The sequence below is a fragment of the Bradyrhizobium viridifuturi genome (assembly GCF_001238275.1).
In the GTDB taxonomy this organism is placed as follows: domain Bacteria; phylum Pseudomonadota; class Alphaproteobacteria; order Rhizobiales; family Xanthobacteraceae; genus Bradyrhizobium; species Bradyrhizobium viridifuturi.
Genome location: NZ_LGTB01000001.1, coordinates 357,596 through 384,282 on the forward strand (window position 1 = coordinate 357,596; position 26,687 = coordinate 384,282).

General features: G+C 65.4%; 27 protein-coding genes, 1 pseudogene and 1 riboswitch. Of the genes and pseudogenes, 20 read left to right on the plus strand and 8 right to left on the minus strand.

Translation table 11 applies throughout. The features are described 5' to 3' along the window. Window positions 1–118: 118 nt before the first annotated feature. On the minus strand, window positions 119–469 hold the full coding sequence (locus ALC15_RS01785) for a cupin domain-containing protein (RefSeq protein ID WP_050625773.1): 351 nt from the start codon (window positions 467–469) through the stop codon (window positions 119–121). Window positions 470–759: 290 nt separating this feature from the next. Here ALC15_RS01785 and ALC15_RS01790 point away from each other — a divergent pair, with 290 nt between their 5' ends. Further along, window positions 760–1,065 (plus strand): twin-arginine translocation signal domain-containing protein, encoded by a 306-nt coding sequence (locus tag ALC15_RS01790; RefSeq protein WP_050625774.1) that lies wholly within the window; start codon window positions 760–762, stop codon window positions 1,063–1,065. A 67-nt stretch (window positions 1,066–1,132) separates the two neighbouring features. After that, window positions 1,133–1,378 carry a GCG_CRPN prefix-to-repeats domain-containing protein gene (locus ALC15_RS01795; RefSeq protein WP_050625775.1) on the plus strand — a complete coding sequence of 82 codons (246 nt, stop codon included), beginning with the start codon at window positions 1,133–1,135 and terminating at the stop codon, window positions 1,376–1,378. 101 nt (window positions 1,379–1,479) lie between these two features. On the opposite strand, the gene ALC15_RS01800 is transcribed toward ALC15_RS01795, so the two are convergent. Both ALC15_RS01800 and ALC15_RS01805 read right to left on the minus strand, forming a co-directional pair. After that, window positions 1,480–1,749 (minus strand): GCG_CRPN prefix-to-repeats domain-containing protein, encoded by a 270-nt coding sequence (locus ALC15_RS01800; protein ID WP_050625776.1) that lies wholly within the window; start codon window positions 1,747–1,749, stop codon window positions 1,480–1,482. A 306-nt stretch (window positions 1,750–2,055) separates the two neighbouring features. After that, window positions 2,056–2,751, minus strand: a complete 696-nt coding sequence (locus ALC15_RS01805) for an ArsR/SmtB family transcription factor (protein ID WP_050625777.1) — start codon at window positions 2,749–2,751, stop codon at window positions 2,056–2,058. 167 nt (window positions 2,752–2,918) lie between these two features. Here ALC15_RS01805 and ALC15_RS01810 point away from each other — a divergent pair, with 167 nt between their 5' ends. The 3 genes from ALC15_RS01810 to ALC15_RS01820 are packed head-to-tail and all read left to right on the plus strand — an operon-like array spanning window position 2,919 to window position 4,485. Beyond that, window positions 2,919–3,227, plus strand: a complete 309-nt coding sequence (locus tag ALC15_RS01810; RefSeq protein WP_050625778.1) for an NIPSNAP family protein — start codon at window positions 2,919–2,921, stop codon at window positions 3,225–3,227. Window positions 3,228–3,259: 32 nt separating this feature from the next. Further along, window positions 3,260–3,610 (plus strand): antibiotic biosynthesis monooxygenase family protein, encoded by a 351-nt coding sequence (locus ALC15_RS01815; RefSeq protein ID WP_050625779.1) that lies wholly within the window; start codon window positions 3,260–3,262, stop codon window positions 3,608–3,610. A gap of 56 nt (window positions 3,611–3,666) precedes the next feature. Further along, complete coding sequence (locus ALC15_RS01820; protein ID WP_050625780.1) at window positions 3,667–4,485, plus strand: isocitrate lyase/PEP mutase family protein; 819 nt, start codon at window positions 3,667–3,669, stop codon at window positions 4,483–4,485. Between the two features lie 62 nt (window positions 4,486–4,547). Here the strand turns inward: ALC15_RS01820 and ALC15_RS01825 are convergent, their stop codons facing one another. Then, a complete protein-coding gene (locus ALC15_RS01825) occupies window positions 4,548–4,976 on the minus strand; it encodes a hypothetical protein (RefSeq protein WP_050625781.1) in 429 nt (142 codons plus the stop codon). Between the two features lie 145 nt (window positions 4,977–5,121). Here ALC15_RS01825 and ALC15_RS01830 point away from each other — a divergent pair, with 145 nt between their 5' ends. Next, window positions 5,122–5,763: a trimeric intracellular cation channel family protein gene (locus ALC15_RS01830; RefSeq protein ID WP_050625782.1), complete on the plus strand. Its 642-nt coding sequence runs from the start codon at window positions 5,122–5,124 to the stop codon at window positions 5,761–5,763. Here the strand turns inward: ALC15_RS01830 and ALC15_RS01835 are convergent. Continuing rightward, entirely contained in the window at window positions 5,715–7,013 is a 1,299-nt protein-coding gene (locus tag ALC15_RS01835) for a c-type cytochrome (protein WP_244485881.1), read from the minus strand. The two genes, ALC15_RS01830 and ALC15_RS01835, sit on opposite strands and share 49 nt — an antisense overlap. 234 nt (window positions 7,014–7,247) lie before the next feature. On the opposite strand from ALC15_RS01835, the gene ALC15_RS01840 reads away from it, so the two are divergent. The 11 genes and pseudogenes from ALC15_RS01840 (at window position 7,248) to ALC15_RS01890 (ending at window position 22,696) form a co-directional block, all read left to right on the plus strand. Continuing rightward, window positions 7,248–10,742: an indolepyruvate ferredoxin oxidoreductase family protein gene (locus tag ALC15_RS01840; RefSeq protein WP_050625783.1), complete on the plus strand. Its 3,495-nt coding sequence runs from the start codon at window positions 7,248–7,250 to the stop codon at window positions 10,740–10,742. A 277-nt stretch (window positions 10,743–11,019) separates the two neighbouring features. Then, window positions 11,020–12,177 carry a thiolase domain-containing protein gene (locus tag ALC15_RS01845; RefSeq protein WP_050625784.1) on the plus strand — a complete coding sequence of 386 codons (1,158 nt, stop codon included), beginning with the start codon at window positions 11,020–11,022 and terminating at the stop codon, window positions 12,175–12,177. Next, a complete protein-coding gene (locus ALC15_RS01850; protein ID WP_021080623.1) occupies window positions 12,177–12,566 on the plus strand; it encodes a Zn-ribbon domain-containing OB-fold protein in 390 nt (129 codons plus the stop codon). The genes ALC15_RS01845 and ALC15_RS01850 overlap by 1 nt, the downstream gene beginning before the upstream one ends. Before the next feature lie 206 nt (window positions 12,567–12,772). Then, window positions 12,773–13,633 (plus strand): MaoC family dehydratase, encoded by an 861-nt coding sequence (locus ALC15_RS01855; RefSeq protein ID WP_050625785.1) that lies wholly within the window; start codon window positions 12,773–12,775, stop codon window positions 13,631–13,633. Between the two features lie 79 nt (window positions 13,634–13,712). After that, complete coding sequence (locus tag ALC15_RS01860) at window positions 13,713–14,591, plus strand: SDR family oxidoreductase (RefSeq protein WP_021080621.1); 879 nt, start codon at window positions 13,713–13,715, stop codon at window positions 14,589–14,591. A 125-nt stretch (window positions 14,592–14,716) separates the two neighbouring features. Further along, entirely contained in the window at window positions 14,717–15,673 is a 957-nt protein-coding gene (locus ALC15_RS01865; RefSeq protein ID WP_050625786.1) for a dihydrodipicolinate synthase family protein, read from the plus strand. A gap of 2 nt (window positions 15,674–15,675) precedes the next feature. Next, on the plus strand, window positions 15,676–16,473 hold the full coding sequence (locus tag ALC15_RS01870) for an NUDIX hydrolase (protein ID WP_050625787.1): 798 nt from the start codon (window positions 15,676–15,678) through the stop codon (window positions 16,471–16,473). Window positions 16,474–16,591: 118 nt separating this feature from the next. Then, on the plus strand, window positions 16,592–17,536 hold the full coding sequence (locus ALC15_RS01875; RefSeq protein ID WP_157860849.1) for an alpha/beta hydrolase: 945 nt from the start codon (window positions 16,592–16,594) through the stop codon (window positions 17,534–17,536). Window positions 17,537–17,571: 35 nt separating this feature from the next. Continuing rightward, window positions 17,572–18,453, plus strand: coding sequence for a DMT family transporter (locus tag ALC15_RS01880; protein WP_050625849.1), 882 nt, complete (start codon window positions 17,572–17,574; stop codon window positions 18,451–18,453). 251 nt (window positions 18,454–18,704) lie between these two features. Beyond that, window positions 18,705–21,386: a PAS domain S-box protein gene (locus ALC15_RS01885; RefSeq protein ID WP_050625789.1), complete on the plus strand. Its 2,682-nt coding sequence runs from the start codon at window positions 18,705–18,707 to the stop codon at window positions 21,384–21,386. 226 nt (window positions 21,387–21,612) lie between these two features. Next, a pseudogene (locus ALC15_RS01890) lies at window positions 21,613–22,696 on the plus strand (SMP-30/gluconolactonase/LRE family protein). 101 nt (window positions 22,697–22,797) lie between these two features. Here ALC15_RS01890 and ALC15_RS01895 read toward each other — a convergent pair. Next, entirely contained in the window at window positions 22,798–23,148 is a 351-nt protein-coding gene (locus ALC15_RS01895) for a GrlR family regulatory protein (protein ID WP_050625790.1), read from the minus strand. A 324-nt stretch (window positions 23,149–23,472) separates the two neighbouring features. Between ALC15_RS01895 and ALC15_RS01900 the strand changes: the two genes are divergently transcribed. Continuing rightward, window positions 23,473–23,829: a hypothetical protein gene (locus tag ALC15_RS01900; protein ID WP_244485887.1), complete on the plus strand. Its 357-nt coding sequence runs from the start codon at window positions 23,473–23,475 to the stop codon at window positions 23,827–23,829. Between the two features lie 15 nt (window positions 23,830–23,844). On the opposite strand, the gene ALC15_RS01905 is transcribed toward ALC15_RS01900, so the two are convergent. After that, window positions 23,845–24,231: a VOC family protein gene (locus ALC15_RS01905; RefSeq protein WP_050625851.1), complete on the minus strand. Its 387-nt coding sequence runs from the start codon at window positions 24,229–24,231 to the stop codon at window positions 23,845–23,847. 141 nt (window positions 24,232–24,372) lie between these two features. On the opposite strand from ALC15_RS01905, the gene ALC15_RS01910 reads away from it, so the two are divergent. After that, window positions 24,373–25,101 carry a hypothetical protein gene (locus ALC15_RS01910; RefSeq protein WP_050625791.1) on the plus strand — a complete coding sequence of 243 codons (729 nt, stop codon included), beginning with the start codon at window positions 24,373–24,375 and terminating at the stop codon, window positions 25,099–25,101. A gap of 218 nt (window positions 25,102–25,319) precedes the next feature. Continuing rightward, window positions 25,320–25,853: a hypothetical protein gene (locus tag ALC15_RS01915; protein WP_050625792.1), complete on the plus strand. Its 534-nt coding sequence runs from the start codon at window positions 25,320–25,322 to the stop codon at window positions 25,851–25,853. Window positions 25,854–25,973: 120 nt separating this feature from the next. On the opposite strand, the gene ALC15_RS01920 is transcribed toward ALC15_RS01915, so the two are convergent. Continuing rightward, window positions 25,974–26,381, minus strand: a complete 408-nt coding sequence (locus tag ALC15_RS01920; protein WP_050625793.1) for a hypothetical protein — start codon at window positions 26,379–26,381, stop codon at window positions 25,974–25,976. Window positions 26,382–26,598: 217 nt separating this feature from the next. Further along, window positions 26,599–26,678: riboswitch (ZMP/ZTP riboswitch) on the plus strand. The last annotated feature ends 9 nt before the right edge of the window (window positions 26,679–26,687 follow it).

Consider the following 26,687-nt stretch of genomic DNA (forward strand, 5'->3'; position numbering starts at 1 on the left):
CCACGAAGCTGGAGCCCCAGCTCGCTTCAACGCCGCAATCCTGTGGTCATGGGTCGCTGCTCCCGTGCGCAATTGCGCACTAGGCAGGGACGAAGAGTTGAGAGTGCTGCGCTCAATATTAGCCTATCGCCAGCGGCACGTAGTCGTACTCGCCGACGCCTTGCAGGATCAGGAAGGTCAGCGAATTCGTGCCGGCGTTGGTGACGAGGTGCGGGCGGTTCGGGCGGACGGCGTAGACTTCGCCGACCTTCAGGTTCACTTCCTCCTTTGGCTCCTGCAGGAACAGCCGCATCTGGCCCTCGAGCACATAGAACGTGTCGGAGATGTTGCTGTGGGTGTGCCACGGCACTTTCTGGGTCGGCGACAGCTGCAGCTCCATGATGCGGAACCCGGGGCGGGCGGCGTGCAGGGCGCGGCGTTCGACCTCGTAGAGGTGGCTGGCATCCTTGAGCGGTTGTCCTGACTTCATGGCGGCCTCCCTGAGATGTTGTTGTGGCGCAATGCTAGTCCTGTTTCATCGCGCGACACATCACCGGAATCGGCATGACGGCCAAGATGCGGCAGCGTGCGCAGAGCGGGTTGCACGGATGCGACCCGCCCTTGCTGTTGCGTGACGTCGTGATGGTTGTGTGACGTCACAACAGCCGCGGCGCACCGAGTTCCGCGAAACGTGAACGCGCGGTTCAGCGAGCGTTCAGGTCGGAGCGAAAAAACTCGCCGGGTGCGGTTGATCCAACCCAGCAACAAAGGGAAACGCTCATGGAACGCAGGGATTTTCTGAAGATCGCCTTCGGCGTCGCCGCCGGCGCGGCCGCTTTCGCAGCAACCGCCCAGGCGGCGCCGCTCGCGCCGCTTCTCCTCAACCAGGATGCACGTGCGCCGGCGGGCAGCGATGCGCATCCGGCCGTCACCACCGGCGACGAGGTTGATCATTTGAAGCCCGAGCAGGTGCACTGGCATCATGGCCATGGACGCTGGCATCATCGGCACTGGCACCACCGGCATTGGGGCTGGCGCCACCGCCACCGCCATTGGCGCCGTCATCATCACTGGCGCCGCTGGTGATTGAACCGTCTGCCGCCGGGGTGAGACGTATTTTCACGCGCGATCATTTCGGCGGAGAGGACTGTTCATGAAAATCATTGCTGCGTCCGCGCTTGCGTTCGGTCTCACTCTGGCGGCGCTGTCGGCGTCGCACGCCATGCCGATCGCACCGCTCGATCCGGCCCAGGCCGCATCCGACAACACCATTCGTGTTGCCGGCGGCTGCGGGCCGGGCTGGCACCGCGGTCCCTATGGCGGCTGCCGTCCGATGTACAATTGCCCGCGCGGCTGGCACTCGGGCCCCTTCGGCCGCCGCTGCTTCCGCAACTGGTAAGCAGTCGAATGCGGCAGGCAGAAGTGAGCGAGCCTGCCGCGATCACCCAAAAGAAAAACCCCGCGCGAGGCGGGGTTTTGTTTGTGCGAAATGCGCCGCGATCAGATCGGGCGGCAACGGCCATATCGCCAGACGAAGCCATAGGGGCAGGCGCGAACGCGCGGCGCCACCACGACCGGGCCGGGCGCGACGACGACGGGGCGCTCAACCACGACCGCGCCCGGCGCAACCACGACGGGGCCACGATTCCTGACGCAGCCGCCATAGGGACCGCGATGCCAGCCCGGGCCGCAGCCACCGGCCGCATCAGCGGCACTGATGCCGGCGAAAGCGGTCGTCACCAAAACGGCTGCTGCAAAAAGATACTTCATGACTTCTCCTTTTATTTGGGCCGCGCTGCGGCACCGCAACAAACTTTCAGACTACCGATTCGCCCGGCCGGATCATTGCAGAAGCCGTGCCCGATGTCGCCGAACATAATGTTGCGGGCTGAATGCGACATGAATGTTGCAGCTCACAGCTGCGTCAGTGCGCCGCAAGCAAGCTCAGCATCATTTCGAAACATTTCGCAGGCGCGAGCGCAGCGCGCGTCGCGGATGCAAATGGATCGGAGCGCGAGACAAGCGTGACCGAGAGGGCGCGCATGAAATCGCCGACGCTGACTTGAATGTGCGATGTTACTCGCCGGCGCCGAACAGCGCCGCGAACCGCTTCTCGCCATTGCGCGAGAAATTGACGACGCGGCTGCCCGGCGTGATGTCCCGCGCGGCCCATTTCAATTCGGTGAAGCGGTCCATCATCGCCGCACCCAGCGTGCCGGCGAGATGGTGCCGCCGCTCGCTCCAGTCGAGGCAGGCCTTGCACACCGGACGGCGTGGATGCGTCAGCGCATCGGCGTCGATCTGCAGCTCCTCCGCCATGAAGCGCTTGCCTTCGCCGGTCAGCTCGATCGCCTGCTTACTCTGGCGAACCAGCTTCTGCCGCTTCATGCTGTCGAGCATCTGCACGCCGAGATCACCGGCAAGGTGGTCGTAGCAGATGCGGGCTCGGCGCAGCGCCGGATCCTTCGGCCCGGTGCGCACGCGCATGTGGCCGGCGCGGGCGGCGATGCCCTGCAGGCCTTCCAGCACATCGGCGACGTCGGGGTCCGAGAGCCGATAATAGCGGTGGCGGCCCTGCTTCTCGGGCTCGATCAGTCCGCCGGCCTCGAGCTTGGCGAGATGCGAGCTCGCCGTCTGCGGCGTGATGCCGGCCTCCTGCGCCAGCTCGCTCGCGGTCAGCGCGCGGCCGGTCATCAGCGCGGTCAGCATGTTGCAGCGTGCGGGATCGCCGACCAAGGCGGCGATCCGGGAGATGTCGGGTCCTGCTTTCATAGTTCGATGATAGCCGAAGCATCGAGGTCGGGCAAGGCGGTAGTGTGCTGTCAGTACGGTCGTCATTGCGAGGAGCGCAGCGACGAATCCATTCGACCCCACGCGCGGTGCGATGGATTGCTTCGCTGGCGCTCGCAATGACGACGGAAACATATCGGAGGCCATCAATGACCATTACCGTCTTCATCCGCTACCAGCTCGATCCGTTCAAGCGCGCGATGTTCGAGGAGTATTCGCGGAACTGGCTCTCGATCATCCCGCGCTGCGGCGGCGATCTGCTCGGCTACTGGATGCCGCATGAAGGCACCAACAACATCGGCTTCGCGCTGATCTCGTTCGAGAGCCTTGCCGCCTATGAGGCCTATCGCGCGCGGCTGCGCCAGGACAAGGAAGGCATGACTAATTTCAACTTCGCGGAAGAAAACCGTTTCATCCTCGCGGAGGAACGGACATTTTTGCGCAAGGTCGAGCTATAGTCGTTCCGCAACAACATTGAGCGGAGGCGCCCATGATCGCCGTGATCTTCGAAGTCTGGCCGAAGCCGGAGCACCGGAATCTGTATTTCGACCTCGCCGCCGAACTGAAACCGATCCTGCAGGAAATCGAGGGCTTCATCTCGGTCGAGCGGTTCGAGAGCCTCACCGAGAAGGGCAAGTTCGTGTCGCTGTCATTCTTCCGCGACGAGGCTGCGGTAGAAGCCTGGCGCAACACCATCGAGCACCGCCGCACCCAGGCCAAGGGCCGCGCGCGGATTTTCGACAATTATCGCCTGCGCGTTGCGAGTGTGATGCGCGACTACGGATTGAACGAACGCGAGCAGGCGCCGAAAGACAGCCGGGCAGTGCATGAGCAGCACTAGCGCCTGCAAGCACCCGTTCCTATCTGTCCGCGGCCAATGACTTCAGGGAGCGACCAATGCCACTGCCAACTGCTGACAAACGCACAGCCTTCAAGAAGCTGCACGAGAGCGGATGCTTCATCATTCCGAATCCGTTCGATGCCGGCAGCGCCCGCGCCTTGCAGCATCTCGGGTTCAAGGCGCTGGCCTCGACCAGCGCAGGCTTTGCCTGGACCATCGCCAAGGCCGACAACCGCGTCACCATCGACGACGTCTGCGACCACCTGACCGCGATCTGTACGGCGGTCGATATTCCGGTCAATGCGGATTTCGAGGGCGGCTTCGCCGTCGAGCCCGACAAGGTCGCGGTCAATGTCGCACGCGGCGTCAAGACCGGCGTTGCCGGGCTGTCGATCGAGGACTCCACCGGAGATGCCGCCAATCCGCTGTTCGAGCACAAGCTCGCGGTCGAGCGCATCAGGGCGGCGCGTAAGGCCATCGATGCCGACAACAGCGGCGTGTTGCTCACCGGCCGCTGCGAAGCGTTCCTGTGGGGAAAGAAAGACCTCAACCTGGTGATCGAGCGGCTGCAGGCCTATTCGCAGGCCGGGGCAGACGTCCTCTATGCACCGGGCATCTCGACCAAGGAGGAGATCTCCGCGGTCGTGAAGGCGGTCGCGCCGAAGCCGGTCAATCTCCTGATCGGCGGCGCGTCCGAGCTGACGCTGCAGGCGGTGGCCGATCTCGGCGTGCGGCGGATCAGCGTCGGCGGCGCGCTGGCGCGGATGGCCTGGAGCGGTGTCATGAAGGCGGCGAAGGAAATGGCCGAGAAGGGCACCTTCACCGAATTCGCCAACGGCTATCCCGGCGGCGAACTCAACAAGATGTTCAAGTAGACCTCGAAATAGCGGCGGGCCGCTTGGGCCCGCCGCTCGCGCCTGGTCAGTTGCGTCACGCGTTACTTCGAATTCTCGGCCGGCGGGGCGGTCGGCTTGTTCATGTCGGACTTGTTCATGTCCGACGGCGCAGTCGGCGGGCTGGCAGGCGCCGCGCCCGTGGTCACGCCGGGCTGGCTGTTCGGCTTCGGCGTCACGTCGCGCATGCCCGGAGGCGCCCCGGCCGGATTGGCCGGCTGTTGCTGCGCGGTCTGCGTCGACGGCGTCGTGCCCGCCTCATGGACCGACGTATTGTTCAACCCGTAGAACAGCGCGCCGAGCACCACGGCCACCGCAACTGCGAACATCGCGACCTTGGTGCCGCTGGCCGGTCCCTCCTGCAGTTCCGGATCGGGCTGCAACTCGTTGTCCAGGCTGTTGAAGCGCGCCTGACGGCGGATTTCGTCATCGGTCAGGTTGGCGCGATACGGATCGTCAGGGTTGTAGGCCATTGCAAAGTTCCTCCGTTAGCACCCCAAAGCTAAACGCAGGGGACAATGGCTGGCGCGTCGGGATGTTCCGCGCCAATGTTGCAACCTGTTCATGCAGGAACCTACGATTCCGAGGGTTCCAAACCTGTTCCGTGAGGCCTTTTCAATGTGGACCATGCCGCCCACCGATTCGGTGCTGCACGTGCTCTCGTTCATCGCCGTTGCGGCGCAATCGATGACGGCGGCGCTGGCGGCCGGCAGGCGCAGCATGGATTGGGCCGGCGTCTGCATGCTCGGGGCGATCACCGCGCTTGGCGGCGGCACCATCCGCGACGTGCTGCTCGGACATTATCCGCTGCTGTGGGTCGCACAGCCGATCTACCTCGCGATCGCCGCCGCCGGCGCCTTCGCCACCATCCTGCTGGCGCGGCTGGTGGTCAGGCTCAACCTTGCATTCCTGGTGCTCGATGCGATCGGGCTCGTGGTGTTCACCATGGCCGGCTGCGACGTGGCCTGGCAGGTCGACGCCTCGCTGCCGATCGTGATCGTCTCCGGCATGATCACCGGCTGCGCCGGCGGCGTGCTGCGCGACATCCTCTGCAACGAGGTGCCGCTGCTGTTCCGCAGCGAGCTCTACGCCAGCGTCTCGGTGGTGACGGGGCTGTTCTATGCGACCGCGTTTGGGTTGAACCTCAACCCTACGGCCTGGACGCTGCTGACCTTCGCGCTCGGCCTGAGCTTCCGGATGCTCGCGATCCGCTACAAATGGGAGATGCCGAAATTCGTGTTCTCCGGCGAGGAGCGGTGAGGCGCTACTTTCCCGTTCGCGCCTTCATTTCGCCGTCCGTGCTTGGCGACCTCGTCCGCGGTCACGGCCGGCGCTGCATTGCCCCAGGAATTGCGGATATAGGTCGCGACATCGGCCACGTCCTGATCACTGAGCTTCGGATAGGCCGGCATCGAGCCTGCGTTGGGCGCGCGCGGCGTGGTGAGTGTCTGCGCGCCGTCGAGGATGATGCGCAGCGTGCTCGCTGGATTGGCCGATTGCAGATTGGCGTTGCCGGGCAGCGGCGGATAGATCCGCGGCGCGCCGGAGCCGTCGAGCTCGTGGCAGGCGACGCAGGCGCCGCGATAGATGCGCTCGCCGTTGCTCATCTGCGCCGGCGCGGGCGGGGTGACCGCAGGCTCAGGCGCACCGGGGGGCAGGCTCTTCAGATAGGCGGCGATGGCGCGCACGTCGGCGTCGCCCATCTTCGAAGTCGAATTGACAACCACCTCCGACATCAGGGGACCGGCATGGCTGTGCCCGTTGCGGCCGCTCTGCAGGTATTCGACGATGTCAGCGGCGCTCCATGATTTCAGCCCGCTGCGCTCGGCGCCGTCGAGCCTCGGTGCAAACATGCCTTGCACCATGCCGCCTCCGAGCGCCTGGTCGCGCCTGTCAGCGCCGAAGGCATTCTTCGGCGTGTGGCAGGCGCCGCAATGGCCGAGCGCCTCGACAAGATAGCGGCCGCGATTCCATTGCGCAGGCTTGCTCTGGTCCGGCTGGATGATGCCGGGCGTGAAGAACAGCGCATTCCAGGCCCGCATCAGCGCGCGATAGTTCAGCGGCCAGCGCAGCTGCGGCGGCGGCGCCTTGTTGCTCACCGGCGGAAGCGTCGCGAGATAGGCGCGGATCGCCAGGATGTCGTCGCGGATCAGCTTCGTGAAGGAAGGGTAGGGGAAGGCCGGATAATAATGCGTCCCGCTTGGCGAGACCCCCATCCGCAGCGCGCGGAGGAAATCGTCGTCGCTCCAACCGCCGATGCCGGTATCGCGATCGGGGGTGAGATTCGCAGAGAACACCGCGCCGAACGGTGTGTCGATCCGCTTGCCGCCGGCGAAGGGCTTTGCCGGATCGGCGGTGTGGCAGCTTGCGCAGTCGCCGGCGATCGTGAGCGCCTTGCCGCGGGCGATGATGTCGTCGGTTGACGCAGCGGCGCATTCGCGGGCCGCGAACGCACTGCACAACAGCGCACCGACCAGAATCGCACCCGTCGTCCGAAATCGTCGCCGCATCCAATCACCTTCCGGTCCACAAGACGCGTCACGCCATTTCGCCGCGGGCCTGTCCTGCGACAGAAACCGAAACGGCCCTCGGATATTCCCGGCACGATATTGCGATTTTTGAGCGACGGGCTTGGTCGCCCAGAATTGTGCTGCGCGGGCCGGAAAATCCGACATAGACTGGTTCTAACAAGTTCGGATGACTAGCTAAAAAGCAGCCGTCGCGGCCAGCGAAAAGAGGGCTAAATGGGAATCAACCAAGGGCCTATCAGCCTCGACCAGAAATACACTCAGGGCACCGGCCACGTCTTCATGACCGGCATCCAGGCGCTGGTCCGCCTGCCGATGGCGCAGATCAGGCGTGACCGCGCCGCAGGCCTCAACACGGCGGGCTTCATCTCCGGCTATCGCGGTTCCCCCCTCGGCGGCTACGACCAGCAACTGTTCGCCGCCCGCAAGCATCTCGAGCAGTACAACATCAAATTCCAGCCCGGCGTGAACGAGGACCTGGCTGCCACCGCGATCTGGGGCTCGCAGCAGCTCAGCCTGTCGCCCGGCGCCAAATATGATGGCGCGGTCGGCATCTGGTACGGCAAGGGCCCCGGCGTGGACCGCTGCGGCGACGTGTTCCGCCACGGCAACGCGGCAGGCTCCGCCAAGCATGGCGGCGTGCTCTGCCTTGCCGGCGACGACCACGGCGCGAAATCCTCCACCGTTCCGCATCAGTCCGACCACGCCTTCATCTCCGCGCTGATGCCCTACCTCTACCCCTCCAGCATCCATGAAATGATCGAGATGGGCCTCCTGGGTATCGCGATGTCGCGCTACTCGGGCTGCTGGGTCGGCATGAAGGTGATCACCGAGACGGTCGAGACCACGGCCGAGATCGACCTCACCGACGAGATGACGCCGTTCATCATCCCGACCGATTTCGAGTTGCCGCCGGGCGGGCTCAACATCCGTTGGCCCGACGACCGCTTCGAGCAGGACCGGCGCTTGCAGGACTACAAGGGTTTTGCCGCGATCGCCTTTGCCCGCGCCAACAAGGTCAACCGCATCACGATGGATTCGCCGAACGCGCGCTACGGCATCATGGCGTCCGGCAAGAGCTACGAGGACATCCGCCAGGCGCTGCGCGAGCTCGGCATCACGCCCGAGATCGCCGCCAAGATCGGCCTTCGCCTCTACAAGATCGGCATGCCCTGGCCACTGGAGCCGGAAGGCGTGCGCAATTTCGCCGTCGGTCTCGAGGAGATCTTCATCGTCGAGGAGCGCCGCGAGATCGTCGAGAACCAGGTCAAGCAGGAGCTGTTCAACTGGCGCGACGACGTGCGCCCGCGCATCGTCGGCAAGATGGACGATCACGACAAGCGCTTCCTGACGTTTGCCGCCGAGCTCAGCGTGGCCTCGCTGGCGAGCTCGCTGACCGAACGGCTGCTTCGACTCAATCTCAATCCTGAAATCGCCGAGATGCTGCGCGCCAAGGCCGACTGGTTCAACGGCCGCCAGTCGAGCCAGATGCAGGCGACGGCGCCGGTCAGCCGCACGCCGTATTTCTGCTCGGGGTGTCCGCACAACACCTCGACCAAGGTGCCGGAAGGCAGCCGCGCGCTCGGCGGCATCGGCTGCCACTTCATGGCGTTGTGGATGAACCGCTCGACCGAGACATTTACCCATATGGGCGGCGAGGGCGTGCCGTGGGTCGGCATCGCGCCCTTCACCAACGAGAACCACATCTTCGCCAATCTCGGCGACGGCACCTACTTCCACTCCGGCATTCTCGCGATCCGCCAGTCGATCGCCTCCAAGGCCAACATCACCTACAAGATCCTCTACAACGACGCGGTCGCGATGACCGGCGGCCAGCGCCATGACGGCGACCTGTCGCCGCAGCAGATCACCTTCCAGCTCCACGCCGAGGGCATCCGCGAAATCTATCTGGTCTCGGAAAATCCCGACGCCTATCCGGCCGGCACCATCGCGCCCGGCGTCAAGCTGTTCCATCGCGACGAGCTCGAAAACGTCCAGAAGATGTGCCGCGACACCAAGGGCACCTCGGCGATCGTGTTCGTGCAGACCTGCGCGGCCGAGAAGCGCCGTCGCCGCAAGCGCGGCCTGATGGAGGATCCGGCGCGCCGCGTGCTGATCAATCCGGCGGTCTGCGAAGGCTGCGGCGACTGCTCGGTGCAGTCGAACTGCATCTCGGTCGAGCCGCTGGAGACGGAACTGGGGCGCAAGCGCACCATCAACCAGTCGACCTGCAACAAGGACTATTCCTGCGTGAAGGGTTTTTGCCCGTCCTTCGTCACGATCGATGGCGGCACCCTCAAGCGTCGCGCGCCCGCCGAACTCGGCGATATCGGCGTCTTGCCGGAGCCGGCTTCGAAGCCCGCGCTCGACCGGCCCTATAATATCGCGGTCGGCGGCGTCGGCGGCACCGGCGTGCTGACGATCGGCGCGCTGCTCGGCATGGCCGCGCATATCGAGGGCAAGGCCTCCATGATCCTCGACATGTCCGGTCTTGCGCAGAAGGGCGGCGCGGTGCTGAGCCATGTCCGGCTGTCGGAGCACACCGCCGACGTGACCTGCTCGCGCATCGTGACCGGCACCGCTGATCTTGTCCTTGCGGCTGACGAAGTCGTTGCGGTTTCGAAGGACACCATGACGCTGTGCGACGCGAGCCGCACCGTCGGCATCATCAACAGCCACATCATCCCGACCGCGGATTTCATCCTCAACCGCGACTTCAACTTCCAGAGCCGCAAGGTCACCGGCGTGCTGGAGACCGAGCTGCGCAAGGACTCCGCGTTCTTCGACTTCACCAAGCCGGCCGAAGCGCTGCTCGGCGACTCGATCGCCACCAACATCATGATGATGGGCTTTGCCTATCAGCGCGGGCTGCTGCCGCTGTCGGCGGAGGCGATCCAGCAGGCGATCGAGGTCAATGGCGTCTCGATCAAGATGAACACGCAGGCGTTCCAGCTCGGGCGTCTGGCCGCGGCCGATCCGGCGCGGCTCGCTGCGATGATGAAGGGGCAGGACGACGACGCAGCCCCGGTCAAGTCGCTGGATGCGATGTCGCTCGACGAGATCATCACCCATCGCATGGGTCTTCTGACCGACTATCAGAACGGACGGTTGGCCAGGCGTTATCGCAAGCTGGTCGACCAGGTGCGCGATGCCGCCACCAAGGGCGGCTATGGCGAGGCGCTGCCGCGCGCGGTTGCGATCAACTATGCCAAGCTGCTCGCCTACAAGGACGAGTACGAGGTGGCGCGGCTGTTCACCGATGGCCGCTTCGAGAAGCAACTGCGCGATCAGTTCGAGGGCGACTTCAAGTTCAATTTCAATCTGGCACCGCCGATCCTCGGCGGTGGACTCGATGCGCAGGGGCGTCCGAAGAAGCGCGCCTTCGGTTCGTGGATGATGTCGGCCTTCAGGGTGATGGCGCGATTCCGCTTCCTGCGCGGCACGCCTCTCGACATCTTCGGTTACAACGCCGACCGCAGGCTCGAGCGCGATCTGATCGCGGGATACGAGAAGGACGTCGCGACGGTACTGAACCTGCTGTCGCCGCTCAATCACGACATCGCGGTCGAATTGCTGTCGCTGCCCGAGCGCATCCGCGGCTACGGCCCAGTGAAGGAGAAGGCGGTCAAGGAGGCGAAGGTTCGCTACGCGCAACTCGCCGCCGACCTTGCCAACCCGCCGCCCGCGCCGCGGCAGATGGCAGCGGAGTAGGGTCGCCAAATATTCAGCGTCGTCCCGGGCAAGCGAAGCGCGACCCGGGACCCATAAACACAGGGTTGTGTTGTTGGATTGAGCTGCGGCCCCAGCGTCGCGCAACGACGAACAGCGGTGGTTATGGGTCCCGGCCTTCGCCGGGACGACACTGGTTTTATCGCGTGCATATTACGCACTCACCGCAGTCTCGCCTGACGGAATATTTCCGCGCTTGCCAACGCCGCTACGTCGGTTCAGAAAAACGCTGGAGCGAAAAACGCCAGCGGAGAGCGATTTGACCATCAAGGGCAAGGCCTACATTGCCGGGATCTACGAACATCCCACCCGGCATGCACCCGATAAATCAACAGCGCAGCTACATGCCGAGGTCGCCAAGGGCGCGATCGAGGACGCCGGACTCACCAAGGACGATATCGACGGCTATTTCTGCGCCGGCGATGCGCCGGGCGGGCTGTGGCCGATGGTCGACTATCTCGGCCTCAACACCAAGAAGCTGCGTCACGTCGACTCCACCGAGACCGGCGGCTGTTCCTATCTGATCCATCTCGGTCACGCCGCCGAGGCGATTGCCGCGGGCAAGTGCTCGGTCGCGCTGGTCACGCTGGCGGGCAAGCCGCGCACCGGCCCGATGCCGCCGCGCGCCTCCGGCGCCGAGGCCGATTTCGAATTGGCTTACGGGGCTACCACGCACAATGCCTATGGCATGTGTGCCATGCGCCATATGCACGACTACGGCACCACCTCCGAGCAGCTCGCCTGGATCAAGGTCGCGGCCTCGCATCACGCGCAATACAATCCGCATGCCATGCTGAAGGAGGTCGTCACCGTCGAGGACGTGCTGAACTCGCCGATGATCTCGGATCCGCTGCATCGGATGGATTGCTGCGTGGTCACCGACGGCGGCGGCGCGATGATCGTCACGACGCCGGAGATCGCCAAGAGCCTGAAGAAGCCGCTGGTGCGCCTGATCGGCCACGGCGAGGCGATGAAGGGGCCGCGCGGCGGCAAGGATCTCGATCTGACCTATTCCGCCGGCGTGTGGTCCGGCCCGCGCGCGTTCGAGGAGGCCGGCGTGACGCCGAAGGACATCAAATACGCCTCGATCTATGACAGCTTCACCATCACGGTGCTGATGCAGCTCGAGGACCTCGGCTTCTGCAAGAAGGGCGAGGGCGGCAAGTTCGTCGCCGACGGCAACCTGATCTCGGGCGTCGGCAAGCTGCCGTTCAACACCGACGGCGGCGGCCTCTGCAGCAACCATCCCGTCAATCGCGGCGGCATGACCAAGATCCTCGAGGCCGTCCGCCAACTGCGTGGCGAGGCGCATCCGAAGGTGCAGGTGAAGAACTGCGACCTCGCAATCGCCCACGGCACCGGTGGTCTGCTCGGCGTTCGCCACGCCGCCTCAACCTGTATTCTGGAGCGTGCGTGATGTCTGAAGCCAAGAAGTACAATGCCCCGGTGACCAATCCGGAGACGGCGCCGTTCTGGGAAGCGGCGAAGGCGGGCAAGTTCATGATCAAGCGCTGCACCACCTGCGGCGAGGCGCATTACTTCCCGCGCGCGATCTGCCCGTTCTGCTTCTCCGACAAGACGGTGTGGGAAGAGTCGAGCGGTGAGGCCACGGTCTACACCTACAGCCTGATGCGCAAGTCGCCGACCGGTCCGTATGCGATCGCCTATGTGACGCTGAAGGAAGGTCCGTCGCTGCAGACGAACATCGTCGATTGCGATCTGGAGACGGTGAAGATCGGCCAGAAGGTCAAGGTGGTGTGGAAGCCGACCGACGGCGCCCCGCTGCCGTTCTTCACGCCGGCCTGAGAAGTACCTTCCCCCCTTGCGGGGGAAGGTCGCAGCCGAAGGCTGTCGGAAGAGGGGTGTCTGTCCACGGGAAAGCTGCATCTGCGGAGGCAACCCCTCTCCCAAACGAGTTTGCGTTTGAAGCCGGCGCGACCCTCTCCCGCAGGGGGAGAGGGCGCAGCAACGAGCACCGCGGCGAAGAAAGAACAGTTCGGGGAGAAACAACAATGCCAATCGTGTACGAACAGCTGATGGCTCTGAAGAATCTGGGCCAGAAATACAGCTACGCCGACCGCGACGTGATGCTCTACGCCTACGGCATCGGGCTCGGTGCCGATCCGATGGACGAAAAGGAGCTGGCCTTCGTCAACGAGGGCGTGCTGACGCCGCGGCCGCTCAAGGTGGTGCCGACGTTTGCGTCGGTCGCGGCCTGGGGCGCCGGTCCCGGTGAGATGAACCTCAACCGCGTGATGGTGGTCGACGGCGAGCGCGACATCACCTTCCACAAGCCGTTCGCCACTGCCGCGCACATCACGGCCGACTCGACTGTGCTCGACGTGTTCGACAAGGGCAAGGACAAGGGCGCGGTGATCCGCCACCAGACCGTGCTCAGGGATGAGAAGGGCGACAAGCTTGCAACGCTCGTCGCCTCCCGCTTCGCCCGCGGCGATGGCGGCTTCGGTGGCCCGTCCGACGGCCAGCCCGAGCCGCACAAGGTTCCGGAGCGTGCGCCGGACAAGGTGGTCGACATCACCACGCGGCCCGATCAGGCGCTGATCTATAGGCTCTGCGGCGACCGCAACCCGCTGCATTCCGATCCGGAGTTCGCCAAGAAGGCCGGCTTCCCGCGGCCGATCCTGCACGGCATGTGCACCTACGGCATCACTTGCCGCGGCGTGCTGCAGACCTATGCCGACTATGACCCTGCAGCCTTCAGGCAGCACGCGGCGCGATTCTCCTCGCCGGTGTTTCCCGGCGAGACCGTGACGATGGAGCTGTGGAAGGACGGCAACGTGGTGTCGTTCGAGGCCAAGGTGAAGTCGCGCGGCGTTACCGTGATCAAGAGCGGCAAGACGGTGCTGGGTTAGCGTCCTGCGACGGCCGTCGGCTCCCTCGCCCCGCGCTTGCGGGGAGAGGTGAAGAAGAAACAACAACGGAGAAACAACCATGGGATTACTCGACGGCAAGGTGGCGCTGATCACGGGCGCGGGCGGCGGACTGGGTGAGGCCTACGCAAAGCTGTTTGCGCGCGAGGGCGCGGCTGTCGTGGTCAACGATCTCGGCGGCCCGCGTGACGGCTCGGGCTCCGACAAGTCGATGGCCGACAAGGTGGTCGACGCGATCAAGGCCGAGGGCGGCCGTGCCGTCGCCAACGGCGCCGACATCTCGACGATGGCCGGCGGCCAGTCGGTGTTCGACGATGCCATCAAGCATTTCGGCCGCGCCGACATTCTGGTCAACAACGCCGGCATCCTGCTCGACGAGACCTTCCACAAGGCCAAGGAAGCCAACTGGGACAGGGTGATGAAGGTGCATCTCAAAGGCACCTTCTGCTGCACCCAGCCGGTGTTCAAATGGATGCGCGACAATGGCGGCGGCGTCATCGTCAACACGTCATCGACCTCGGGCCTGATCGGCAATTTCGGCCAGACCAATTACGGCGCGGCCAAGGGCGGCATCTGGGGCCTGTCCAACGTGCTGGCGATCGAGGGCCGCAAGTACAACATCCGGATCTGGACCCTGGCGCCGGGTGCGCTGACCCGCATGACCGCGGACCTGCCCCGCTACAAGGAGAACCCGGGTGCGGCGCTGGGGCCTGACGGCATCGCGCCGGCGGTGCTCTACATGGTCAGCGATTTGTCGGGCGACCAGACCGGCAAGGTGCTCGGCGTCTCGGGCCCGCGCGGCGTCCGCGAGATGCGGATGATGGAAATGGAGGGCTGGAAGCCGCCCTTTACCGGCTGGAAGGCCGAGGACATCGCCACCCACGCCAAGGAGATCTTCTTCTCCGAGGAGCAGATCAAGATGGGCGCGCGGCGGTTCTGATGCTACCTGTCGTTCCGGGGCGTCCGAAGGACGAACCCGGAACTTCGAGATTCCCCGGTGCGCAATTGCGCACCTGAGGTTCGATGCTGACGCATCGCCCCGGAATGACGGACAAGAGGATAGCCATGACCAAACTCACCGCCCAGGCCGCAGGAACCTTTGCGATCGCGCCGACCCCGTTCCACGACGACGGCCGCATCGACGAGGCATCGATCGACCGGCTGACCGATTTCTACACCGAGGTCGGCTGCGACGGCGTCACGGTGCTGGGCATCCTGGGTGAGGCGCCGAAGCTCGATGCTGCCGAGGCGGAGCAGGTCGCGCTGCGCTTCGTCAAGCGCGCCAAGAAGCTGCAGGTGATCGTCGGCGTCTCGGCGCCGGGCTTCGCCACGATGCGCTCGCTGGCGAAGAAGTCGATGGATGCGGGCGCCGCCGGCGTCATGATCGCGCCGCCGCCGCATCTGCGCACCGATGACCAGATCATCAGTTATTTCAAGCAGGCGCAGGAAGCGATCGGCGATGACATTCCCTGGGTGCTGCAGGATTATCCGCTGACGCTCACTGTCGTGTTCACGCCCGCCGTGATCCGCAAGATCGTGATGGATTCGCCGTCCTGCGTAATGCTCAAGCACGAGGACTGGCCGGGCCTGGAGAAGATCTCGACCTTGCGCAACTTCCAGAAGGACGGTTCGCTGCGGCCGCTGTCGATCCTGGTCGGCAACGGCGGTCTGTTCCTCGATTTCGAGATGGAGCGCGGCGCCGACGGCGCGATGACGGGTTATGCATTCCCTGAACTGCTGATCGACGTCGTCAACCTGTCGAAGGCCGGCAAGCGCGATGCCGCGCACGATCTGTTCGACGCGCATCTGCCGCTGATCCGCTACGAGCAGCAGCCCGGCGTCGGCCTCACCGTGCGCAAATACGTGCTGCAGAAGCGCGGCATCATCGCCTCCAGCGCCCAGCGCAAGCCCGGCGCCGTCATCACGTCGCAGGCGCGGGCGGAAGTCGACTATCTGCTCTCCCGCGTGGCGCGCGTTGACCGTCGCGCCAATCTGCAACCGCAATCCAGTGCAGCAGGCTAATAATGACCGAGATCGTTGCCCCGCGCCTTGCCTCGACAGTGCTGCTGCTCCGTGACGGCGGCAGCAGCGAAATCGAGGTCTTCATGATGGTCCGCCATCACCAGATCGAGTTCAACTCGGGCGCGCTGGTGTTTCCGGGCGGCAGCGTCGACAAGAACGACAAGGAGATCGCCGCCGATCCCGCGCTCTATTCGGGCAGGGAGGGGCTCGACGGCGACGCGCTGGGTTTCCGCATCGCGGCGATCCGCGAGACGTTCGAAGAGAGTGGCATCCTGCTGGCGCGGCCGCAGGGCTCGAAGGATCTGGTCGACGCCAAGCGCGCGAACGAGATCGCGGACGCGCATCGCGCGGCGCTGAACGAAGGCAAGATCAGCTTCCTCAAGGTGCTGTCAGACAACGGCATGGTGCTCGCACTCGACGAGCTCGTGCCCTACGCGCACTGGATCACGCCGGAGGGCATGCCGAAGCGCTTCGACACCTGGTTCTTCCTGGCCGCGGCGCCGCCCGAGCAGCTCGGCGCGCATGACGGCAAGGAATCGACCGACTCGATCTGGGTATCGACGCGCGAGGCACTCGAGGGCGGCGAGACCGGCCGCTTCAAGCTGCCGTTCCCGACCACCCGCAATTTGATCCGGCTCGGCAAGCAGCCGAATGTCGGCGACGCGCTTAGCGACGCCAGAAAAATGTCGATCGTGACCGTGACCCCCGTCATGACCAAGACCGCCACCGGCCGCCAGCTCCGTATCCCCAAGGAAGCGGGCTACGACGGCGAGGTATTCGACGTCGGCGCGATGGGCTGACGCCGCTCGCGTCAGCGCCGCAAAACTTCGGCGAGTATCGAAGTATCACCACCGGAAGCTCGCTATAACCACGTCGGTCACCGCGCCGGGCCAATTGCCCGGCGCAAAAGGAGCCGACGTGCAAGCAACTTTTGAAGCGTCAATATCCTACGAAATCCATCTGACGTTGTCCGGCAGTGACGACAGCTTGCTGCTGCGGCACTGGCCGGGCGAGGGCGATCCCGTGCTCTACGTTCACGGCGCGACGTTTCCCTCGTCGCTGTCGGTCGGCTATCGCTTCGGCGGGCGGTCCTGGGCGGACGATCTGAGGGCCGCTGGTCTCGACGTCTGGGCGTTCGATTTCATCGGCTTCGGCGGCTCGAGCAGGCCGCGGCAGATGTCCTTGTCCGCAAGCGGGATCGCGCCGCTCGGCCGTGCGCCGGAAGCCGCCGCTCAGGTCGGTGCGGTCGTCGATCACATCCGCCGCGCATGCGCCGGCGCGCCGGTCCACATCGTCGCGCATTCATGGGGCACGATCGCTACCGGCCTGTTTGCCGGCCATCGTCCGGACGCGGTCGGCCGCCTCGTGCTGTTCGGGCCGATCGTGCAGCGGGAGCTGCAAGGGCTGCCGCCGCCTGACAGCATCGGCGCATGGCGCGAGGTCACGACCGCGGATCAACTGAAGCGATTTGTCGAGGATGTCCCGCCGTCGCATCCGCCGGTGCTGATCGAGCCAGACCTCGCCGGGTGGGGGCCGGCCTATCTCGCCACCGACGCCGGCGCGGCCGGACGCAACCCGCCGGCGGTCCGGATTCCAAACGGACCGCAGGCCGACATCATCGCCGCGCTGTCGGGCAAGCTCCCCTACGAGCCGCGCCGTGTCCTCGCCCCGACGCTGATCGTGCGGGGCGAATGGGACAATCTCTGTCAGGATGCCGACGCCGCCTGGCTGTCCCATGCGTTGGGCGCCACGGAGAAGGCCGATGTCGTCGTGCCCAAGGCAACGCATCTGATGCACCTTGAGCACGGGCGGGAAGGCCTGTTTGCTGCGACCGCCGGTTGGCTTGCAAGGAGCGCGTCGTGAGCGGCCCCGCGACCGGCGACGCGCGCCAGCCCAATATGAGCATCGAGCTGGCTCTGCTGCTGGCGCTCGCCACCCTCTGGGGCGGCTCCTACACATTCATCAAGCTCGGCGTCGCAACCATCCCGCCGATCACGCTGATCGCGGCGCGCACCGCGATCGCGGGCCTGCTGCTCGTCGTCATCATGCGGATGCGTGGTGTGACGATGCCGACCGACGGAGCGACCTGGCGGCGCTTCGTCTTCCAGGCCTGTCTCAACAGCGTGATCCCGTGGACGCTGATCGCCTGGGGCGAGCGCTTCGTCGATGCCGGGCTCGCAACCATCCTCAATTCGGCTTCGCCGATCTTCACCTTCCTGTTCACCGTCGCGATCACCCGCCATGAGGCCGCGAGCCCGCGCAAGCTGTTCGGGGTGATATCAGGGATGGCCGGCATCTGCCTGATCGTCGGCGTCGATGCCTTCCGCGATCTCGGGCAGGGCATTGTGGCCGAGGTCGCGATCGTCGCTGCCACGATCTGCTATGCCTGCGCCGCGATCTTCAGCCGCGGCTTCAAGGGGCTCGATCCGATGGCGCCGGCGGCGGGCTCGCTGCTCGCGGGCGCCGCGATCCTGATCCCGCTCAGCCTCGCCGTCGAACGGCCCTGGACGCTGACGCCGTCGACCAGCTCGCTCGCCGCCTTGCTGGCGCTTGCAGTGTTCTCGACCGCGATCGCCTTCGTGATCTACTTCCGCCTGATCCAGACCCTCGGTTCGGTCGGCACCACCGCGCAGGCCTATCTGCGGGTGCCGATCGGGGTTGCGCTCAGCGTCGCATTCCTTGGCGAACGGTTGAGCCCGACGGCGTGGCTCGGGCTCGCCTGCGTGGTGATCGGCGTTGCCGCGATGACGATCCCGGCACGAAAGACCGCGACGGCGTAAGGTCATCGCGGCGATGACGGCTTCCGGATCGCCACGGGTCGGGCGATCTGGCCAGGGTCAGGGTGATGGAGGAGGCCGGTGTCCCGGCGGACCGGGCGCCGGGCTACCTGTATGGGCTGCCTGTACCGGAATCGGTCAGGGGCGCGGCTGCCGGGGTGATGCCGGTCACACCGGCCGGACCCTTCAGCATGTTTCCCCAAGGCCCGTAATTTCCCGTATATTGGGGTGCATTGGACCCCGGCCTTGATGACATGACCGCTGAATTGCCGCCGAATTCGCAAGCGCCGCGTGCGTTCTCCCTCTCGATTGGCCAACTCACGTTCGGCAGCTTCCTGCTGGTTCTGGCTGTGATCATCATCACGTCGACGGCCAGCGTGATCGCGATTCGGCACATCGACGCGACCTTTGCCGAGCTGCAGCGGCTGCAAAGCGTCGGCGATATCGCCGAGGATATCGACCGTCGCACCAATGAACTGCGGCTGGCGGCGAGGGACTTCGTCACTGAGCCCGGCAACCAGTCGGCCCAGGTGGCGCAGGCTGCCCAGTCACTGAGCGAGATCCTGAAAAAGACCCGGATCGAGCTGGCGCCCGAGCAGCAGGACATGATCGACGGCGTCACCCAGCGGCTGGCGACCTATCGCAGCGGGATCGAGCGCATCTCGGCGCTGCTCAGCCGGCGCGCCGAGATCGTCGCCGGACTGCCGCCGCTGCGCGACGCGTTCGACAAAGCGGTCGCCGAGAGCAACGACGCCACGCTTGCGAACACGCTGTCACAGATCCAGAGCCGAATCGCCACCGCGCTCTTGGCGCACAACACGTCGGCCGCCGAGCAGGCCGCGCAAAGCATGCAGGCGATGACGATCGCCGATCCGAGCCTGCGCAGCGCGGTCGACAATTATGCCGAGGCGATCAGCGCGATCTCGGTGCGCGAGGGCCAGATCGCCGACATCGACCGGGAGGTGCTCGGCGCCGAGGGCCGCCTGATTCAGAAGGTCACCGAACTGTTGCGCGAGCTCAGCTCCCGCCGCGGCCATGTGCTGTCGCGCGATTTTGCGCGGACATTGGCTGAGGCGAAATGGCAGAGCATCGTGCTCGGCACCGCGGGCGTGCTGATCGGCCTGTTCGCGTCGGTGCTGGTGGTGCGCCGCACCGTCCGTCCGCTGGCCAGGATCGCGGGATCGATCCGCAAGGTCGCGGGCGGCGAGAAGAGCGCGTTCATCCCCGGCGCCGACCTCGACAACGAGATCGGCGACATCGCGCGCGCCGCCGAGGTGTTCCGCCAGACCCTGGTCGACGCGGACAGCGCGCGCGAGGCCGCGCTGCGCGCGCTCGCCGAGCAGCGGCTGGCCGAGGAGAGCTACCACAAGCTGTTCGAGGCATCCGTCGACGGCATCTACGTCACGACGCCGGGCGGCACGCTGCTGAACGCCAATCCGGCGCTGGCGCGCATGATGGGCTATGCCACGCCGCAGGACCTGATCAATGGCATCGGCGACATCGCCTCCACGGTCTATGTCGATCCGGCGGCGCGGGAGCAGTACCAGCAGCTGATGCTGCGCGACGGCACGGTGCGTGACTACGAGTATCAGGTGCGCTCGCGCGACGGCACCGTGCTGTGGCTGTCGGATTCCGCGACCGTCGTGCGCAACGACGAGGGTGAGGTGGTTCGCTACGAGGGCACGGTTCGCGACATCACCGACCAGAAGCGCGCCGAAGATGCCGTTGCCGAAGGCCGCCGCATGTTGCAGATGGTGATCGACACGGTGCCGGCCGTCATCAACGTCAAGGAGCGCAATCTGCGCTATGTGCTGATGAACCGCTACATGGCGGGCATCTTCGGCGTCGAGCCGCAGGACGCGATCGGCCGGACCACCGCCGAGCTGATGCAGCGCTATGGCGCCGCCAAGACCGACGAGAACGACAAGCGCGTGCTGTCGGTGCGGCGCGAGCTCGGCTTCTATGAGGAGGAGTACAAGGACGCAGCCGGTAACATGCGGCAATGGCTCGTCAACAAGCTGCCGATCCTCGATGCGCAGGGCGACATCGAGAACATCGTGACAGTGGCGCTCGACATCGGCGATCGCAAGCGATCGGAGCAGGAGATGCGCAAGGCGAGGGATTCCGCCGAGGCCGCGCTGCGCAATCTGCGGGAAACCCAGAACTCGCTGATCGAGGCCGAGAAGCTCGCCGCACTCGGCCGCCTGGTGGCCGGCGTCGCCCACGAGGTCAACAATCCCGTCGGCATCAGCCTCACCGTCGCTTCCGCGCTGGAGCGCAAGACCGCGAATTTCGGCGCCCAGGTCGAGCGCGGCGATCTGCGCCGCTCCAGCCTGAACGATTTCCTGAACACGGCGCGGGACGCCTCCTCGCAGCTCGTCGCCAATCTGAACCGCGCCGCGGAGCTGATCCAGTCGTTCAAGCAGGTCGCTGCCGACCGCAACTATTCCGACCAGCGCACCTTCGATCTCGGCGATCTCACCGAGCAGGTGGTGATGAGCCTGCGGCCCGGCCTGCGCAAGCACAATCTGATGCTCAACGTCGATTGTGAGCCGAACCTCATCATGAATTCCTATCCGGGACCGTATGGCCAGGTGCTGACCAATTTGTTCCTCAATGCGGTCGCGCATGCGTTCCCGGACGGCAAGGCCGGCGAGGTCGAGATCCAGGTCCACGCCTCCGGCAACGACTATGTCGAGGTGATCTTCGCCGACAATGGCTGCGGCATGAGCCTCGACGTTCGCCGCCGCGCCTTCGATCCGTTCTTCACGACGCGGCGCGACCAGGGCGGCACCGGGCTCGGGCTGCACATCGTCTACAGCATCGTCACCACGCGCCTCGGCGGCCGGCTCTCGCTGGATTCCGCACCGGGCAACGGCACGCGCATCCAGATGATCCTGCCGCGCGTCGCGCCGCTGGAGCAGGCCGCGGAGTAGCGAAGTCGCGCTGCCCAACCCGTCATCCTGAGGCTCGCCGAAGAGGCTCGCGCCTCGGGATGACGGGTTGGGCAGTGGGTGCGCGATCGTGGAGGTGCGCGCGACAATCCATATTCGATTGGCATCGATCAATGCCCGAACGGCATTGGACCGTGTGCGACAACGCACCTACGGCTCGCTCAGCCGACCCTGGGATCAACGGGCGGTCTGAGCAGGGGAGGAAGACATGATTTCACGGCGCAATCTGGTAGCCGGCATTGGCGCAGGCGTGGCGAGTGCTGCGGCCGGCCGTGCCATGGCGCAGTCGTTCCCGTTCAAGCCCAATCAGCGCTATCCGGATCCGGCCGTCGAAATCCTCGACCCGAGCTTTGCCAAGTACCGCCTCTACAGCTCTACGCTGGAGCAGGTCGCGACCGGCCTGCGCTGGGCGGAAGGGCCCGCCTATTTCTCCGATGGCGGCTATCTCCTGTTCAGCGACATCCCCAACAACCGCATCATGAAGTACAGCGAGAAGGACGGCAGTCTCACCGTCTTCCGCAGCCCCGCCAATTTCGCCAACGGCAACACCCGCGACCGCCAGGGCCGCTCGTGACCTGCGAGCACTCGGTGACGCGGCGGATCACACGGACCGAGAAGAACGGCAAGATCACCGTGCTGGCCGACAGTTTCGAGGGCAAGCGCCTCAATGCGCCGAACGACATCGTGGTGAAGTCCGACGACACGATCTGGTTCACCGATCCGGTGTTCGGCATCGCCGGCGAGTGGGAGGCTTCAAGGCCAAGCGCGAGCAGGACAACACCAACGTGTTCCGGATCGGCGCCAACGGCAAGCTGACGGCCGTCATCACCGATCTGGTCAATCCGAACGGGCTCGCGTTCTCGCCGGACGAGAAGAAGCTCTACGTGGTCGAGTGGAAGGGCACGCCGAACCGCAGCATCTGGAGTTACGACGTCAACGCCGACGGCACTGTCGGCAACAAGAGCAAGCTGATCGACGCCGCCGACCAGGGATCGCTCGACGGCTTCCGCGTCGATCGCGACGGCAATCTGTGGTGCGGCTGGGGCAGCAACGGCGCCCTGCAGTCGGAGCCAACGGATGTCAATGGCCGCAAGGTCTATCAGCTCAAGGGCAGGCCCGAGGATCTCGACGGCGTGATGGTGTTCAGCCCGCAGGGCAAGCCGCTCGGCTTTATCCGCCTGCCGGAGCGCTGCGAGAACCTGACTTTCGGCGGGCCGAAGAACAACCGCCTGTACATGGCGTCATGCCATTCGATCTACGCGCTCTACGTCGACGCGCACGGCGCGACGTGAGGGATAGGGAAAGCAGCTACAGTCGCGCACGATCCCCGTCATCCCCGCGCAAAGGCTTTGCCTTTGTCGCTGGGATGACAGGTCAGAAAACTCCCAAACCGCTAATTGATATCCGCGAGCTTGTGCAGCGTGGCGCTGAAAATCAGGCTCGCCTTGCCGACCAGCGCGGTTCCGCTCATGGTGCCGCGGGTGTCGGTGAAGGTGCCGGAGACGCCGATACCGACCGGCGCGGGCCCGCCGAACAGCGGGTTGTCGGTGTCGCGTGGCGTGGTGTGGCGTTGCACCAGGACCTCGCCCTTGAACGCGTCACCCTTCACCGTGTAGCTGCCGGTGTAATAGAGATAGGCATCGCCGCCGAGAATTTGCCCGTTGCGGAAGAGAATCACTCCGCTGCCCTTGCCGACGCGTCCGTCAAGCAGGGTGACGTGGATTGAATACAGCCCGTTCTTCATAACGTCCCATGGTCCGGCTGCCGCGCCCGCAGCAATCCGGATTGGTTTTTTATGCCAAAGCGAGCAACCTCGTGCAATGCGGCAGGTTGATTCCGGGGGGTGTCCGGAGTGACCGTGAACCCTCGGTTCCTGCCAGTCGGTGTGACGGCGCGATGACAGCGGACCGTGCGCGCGAATCGAACTGGCCCGCGAAATGCATAGCTCTGGTTGCACTGGCCGGTGAGTGCTGGAGCAACATACATGACAGACAGGTTGGAAGCTGGCGGCCGCTTGGCAGGCCGGAATGACGATCCCGGAACCTTGGTTGGCCGTCGCCGCGGCCGGATGAAAGTGTTTCTGCCGCTTGGTCTGGTCGCGCTTGTATCGGTCACCGCTGCGCAGCTTGCGCAGGCGCGCGATCCAGACGGCCGCTACGCCAATTCGCCGCTGAAGGAATGGTTCGACGGTCTGCGCAGCGGCAAGGGGCCGTGCTGCTCGGATGCCGACGGCAGTGCGGTCAGCGATGTCGATTGGGAATCGAAAGACGGGCACTATCGCGTGCGCCTCGACGGGACGTGGATCGACGTGCCCGACGAGGCGGTGGTCACCGAACCCAACCGGGCCGGCCGCGCGATGGTCTGGCCGATCAAGAGCTACATGGGCGTGACGATCCGCTGCTTCATGCCTGGCAGCATGACGTAGCGCGGCAGTCGTCGCTCACGCGTACTTCTTGTCGCGCTCGAGCAGCTCGATCGAGATGCCCTGCGGGCCGCGGATGAAGCAGATCCGCACGCCCGGGCGGATCGTGGTCGGCTCCTTGGTGAACTCGACCCCCTTGGCCCTGATCTCGGCTGCGACCGTGTCGATGTCCTTCACGGTCAGCCCGAAATGATCGAGCCCCTGATAGGGCGTCACCGGCGGGGCGTTGACGCCGTCGCCTTGTGTCACTTCCGCGATGAAGACCTTGGCGCCGCCGAGCTGGACGTCGATGCGGCCGGGACCGCGGATGATCTCGCCGCCGAGAATGTCGCGCAGCCAGGCCGCGGTGGCCTCGGGATCGGGACTGCGCAGATGGACGTGGTCCCAGGTGACGACGACGGGCATTGCGATCTCCTTGTTGTTCTCGCGCGCTGCGGTGCGCGGCACCCGCGCTCGGGCGGCGCAATCTAGCGATCGGCTGGCTCCGATGCCATCCCGTGCTGCGCGTCGCAAGATTGTCGTCCCGGAATGAAACCATTTCGGCCGATGGCGATTGTTCTTGCGTGGCCGCTCGACCTGCGGCCGTCCTGCATGCCGTATGCGGCGATGGGGCGGCACGGTCGGGCGTCGAGGGGTGAGGGCACGACGATGCGGATCGGCTTGGCGTCGTTTCGAAAGGTTGCCGCCGGACGTCTCGGTGACGGCGGCTTCTATGCCAGCCTGCTGCTGTCGTTGATCGCAATCGCCGGGATCGCCGCCTGGTTCATGCTCCCCGAGCCGAGCGACGCCGGAGATCAGGATACCTGGCCGGTGCCATCGGCCGCCATCCGCACCGCGCAGGATGTGCCGACCGGGGCGCAGCCGACCCAGGTCGCGAGGGAGGCGCTCGCCGCACCGGCCGATGAGCCGGCCACGGTCGGCGTCGCCACCGCCCAGCAGCCGGCCGAGGAGGCCAGACAGCCCGGCTCGGGCGCCGAACGATCGCCGCTGGACCGGGTGCGGATCGCCTCGCAATCGTGGCGCCGCGGCGGGCTGGGATCCAAGGTGCTGGTCACCCTGACGCTGCGCAACGCCAATGATTTTGCGGTCAAGGACATCGAGATCGCCTGCGCCTTCATCCGCCGCGACGGCAGCCCGATGACCGAGCGCAAGCGCCTGATTCCGGACACCATCGCCATGAAGAGCCGCAAGACCTATTCGCAGATGCTCATCGGCTTCGTAAACGTTAACGCAAACAAGGCGAAATGCTCTGTCGTGACCGCCAGCCGCGCCTGAAACCTGCATCTCGAAAAAGTGAGCGGGAATTGACTTGCCGGGTGAACCGTAACGGCCAGGCAGGAACTAACTAATAAGCCGACCGTTAGAGAACGACCCGGAAGCGCGGGATGGCGTCTGTCCGGGTGATCATGCGCAGACGATGAATTCGCCCGCGCGATGACTGTTGTCGTCGCGCAGAGATGAACCGCGCCCGTGGCGCGGGGGGAGCTACCAAGATGCCTGTGGCGCGTTATTTCCTGTTCGTTGGTGGCGTGCTGCTCGCGCTGCTCTTCGTCGTCAACGCTATCGTGCCGCAGGAGGCGGTGGTTCCTGGCCAAAGCCAGACCATCTCATCGCCGGGCGTCGACAAGACCATGGTCCGGATCAGGTCGACCCAGAAACTGCCGGAGCGGGTGGTCTATGATACCAACCTGCCGACCATCGTTCCGGCGCAGGTCAACGCGGTTGCCGCGGCGACCCCGGCGGCCGCCAGCGATGCCTCGGCGCAGGCCCGCGTTCGTGACACCTTCGCCCAGTTCATTCCGCCGGAGAAGGCTGACGCGCGCAAGGGCGCGATCGTGGCCGACGCCAAGCCGGCCGACCAGCCGCTGCAGGCCCAGCCGCAGGCACCGAAAAAGCACAAGGTTGCGCGTTACCATGCGCATCCCCAGCAGCCGATGCGGCTGGCCCAGCCCGGCATGTATCAGCCCTACCGGGTCGCACAGCAGCAGCCGCGCATGGGCTTCTTCGGCGGTTTCGGCACCTGGTAGGCAGGGTCGCGCCGTAGCCGGCAACCGATACGCCGCCGCAGATGCTTGCGGCGGCATTTTCATGTCCGCGAGATCGGGCGGCAACCGGACGCAGACGGCCGTCCGGGCCGTTCACGCCGGTTAGCGCGGCAGGCGCGGAATCTTGTCGGCGAAGCCGTTGTAGCAGGTCAGCCGTTCGTCCTCTTCCTTCACGAACCGGCACTCGTTGACGCCCTTGGCGGGGGCGGCCTTCGGCTTGGGCTGCGGCTTGAAGATCTCGTCGTAGCACATCAGCCGCTCCTTGGTGGCGTCGTCGATGTCCTGACAGGCCTGGAGCTTCTGCGCGACCGATTGCGGCTTGCCGGGCGCTGCGGCCTTTTCGCCCTTCTTGGCCGCCGACTTCTTGCCGACCTGGACCAGCGGCTTGTCGCCGACCATCGGCTGCGAGGTCGCCGCCGGCTTGTCGGCGGGCGCCGGGGCCGGAGTGGTGCCTTGGGCAAGCGCGGCAGCCGGGCAGAGGAGCGCCAGCGCGAGGATGATATGTCTCATGTTGAAAATGTCCGAAATGGCGTGATGACCGGAAGGATGGCGCCGGGGATCGGAAAAGCCCGGCAAGTGCCGAGGCTTATCGCAAGTTCTGCCCGAATCCTACCCCCAGAGATGACCCGCCCGGCACCGATCCACCGGCAAAAGCAGGTCAGTTCGTCGCCGGTCCGACTGCAAACGAAGCGTGATTTGCCTTTGCCGGGCCGGGCGGCTATCACGGCGCCATCTGCGCGACTGGCGCTTGGATGGACCACCATCGGGGAGCGCAGAGACTGAACGCCGCGCGCCTGGGCACCGCTTCGAACGGAG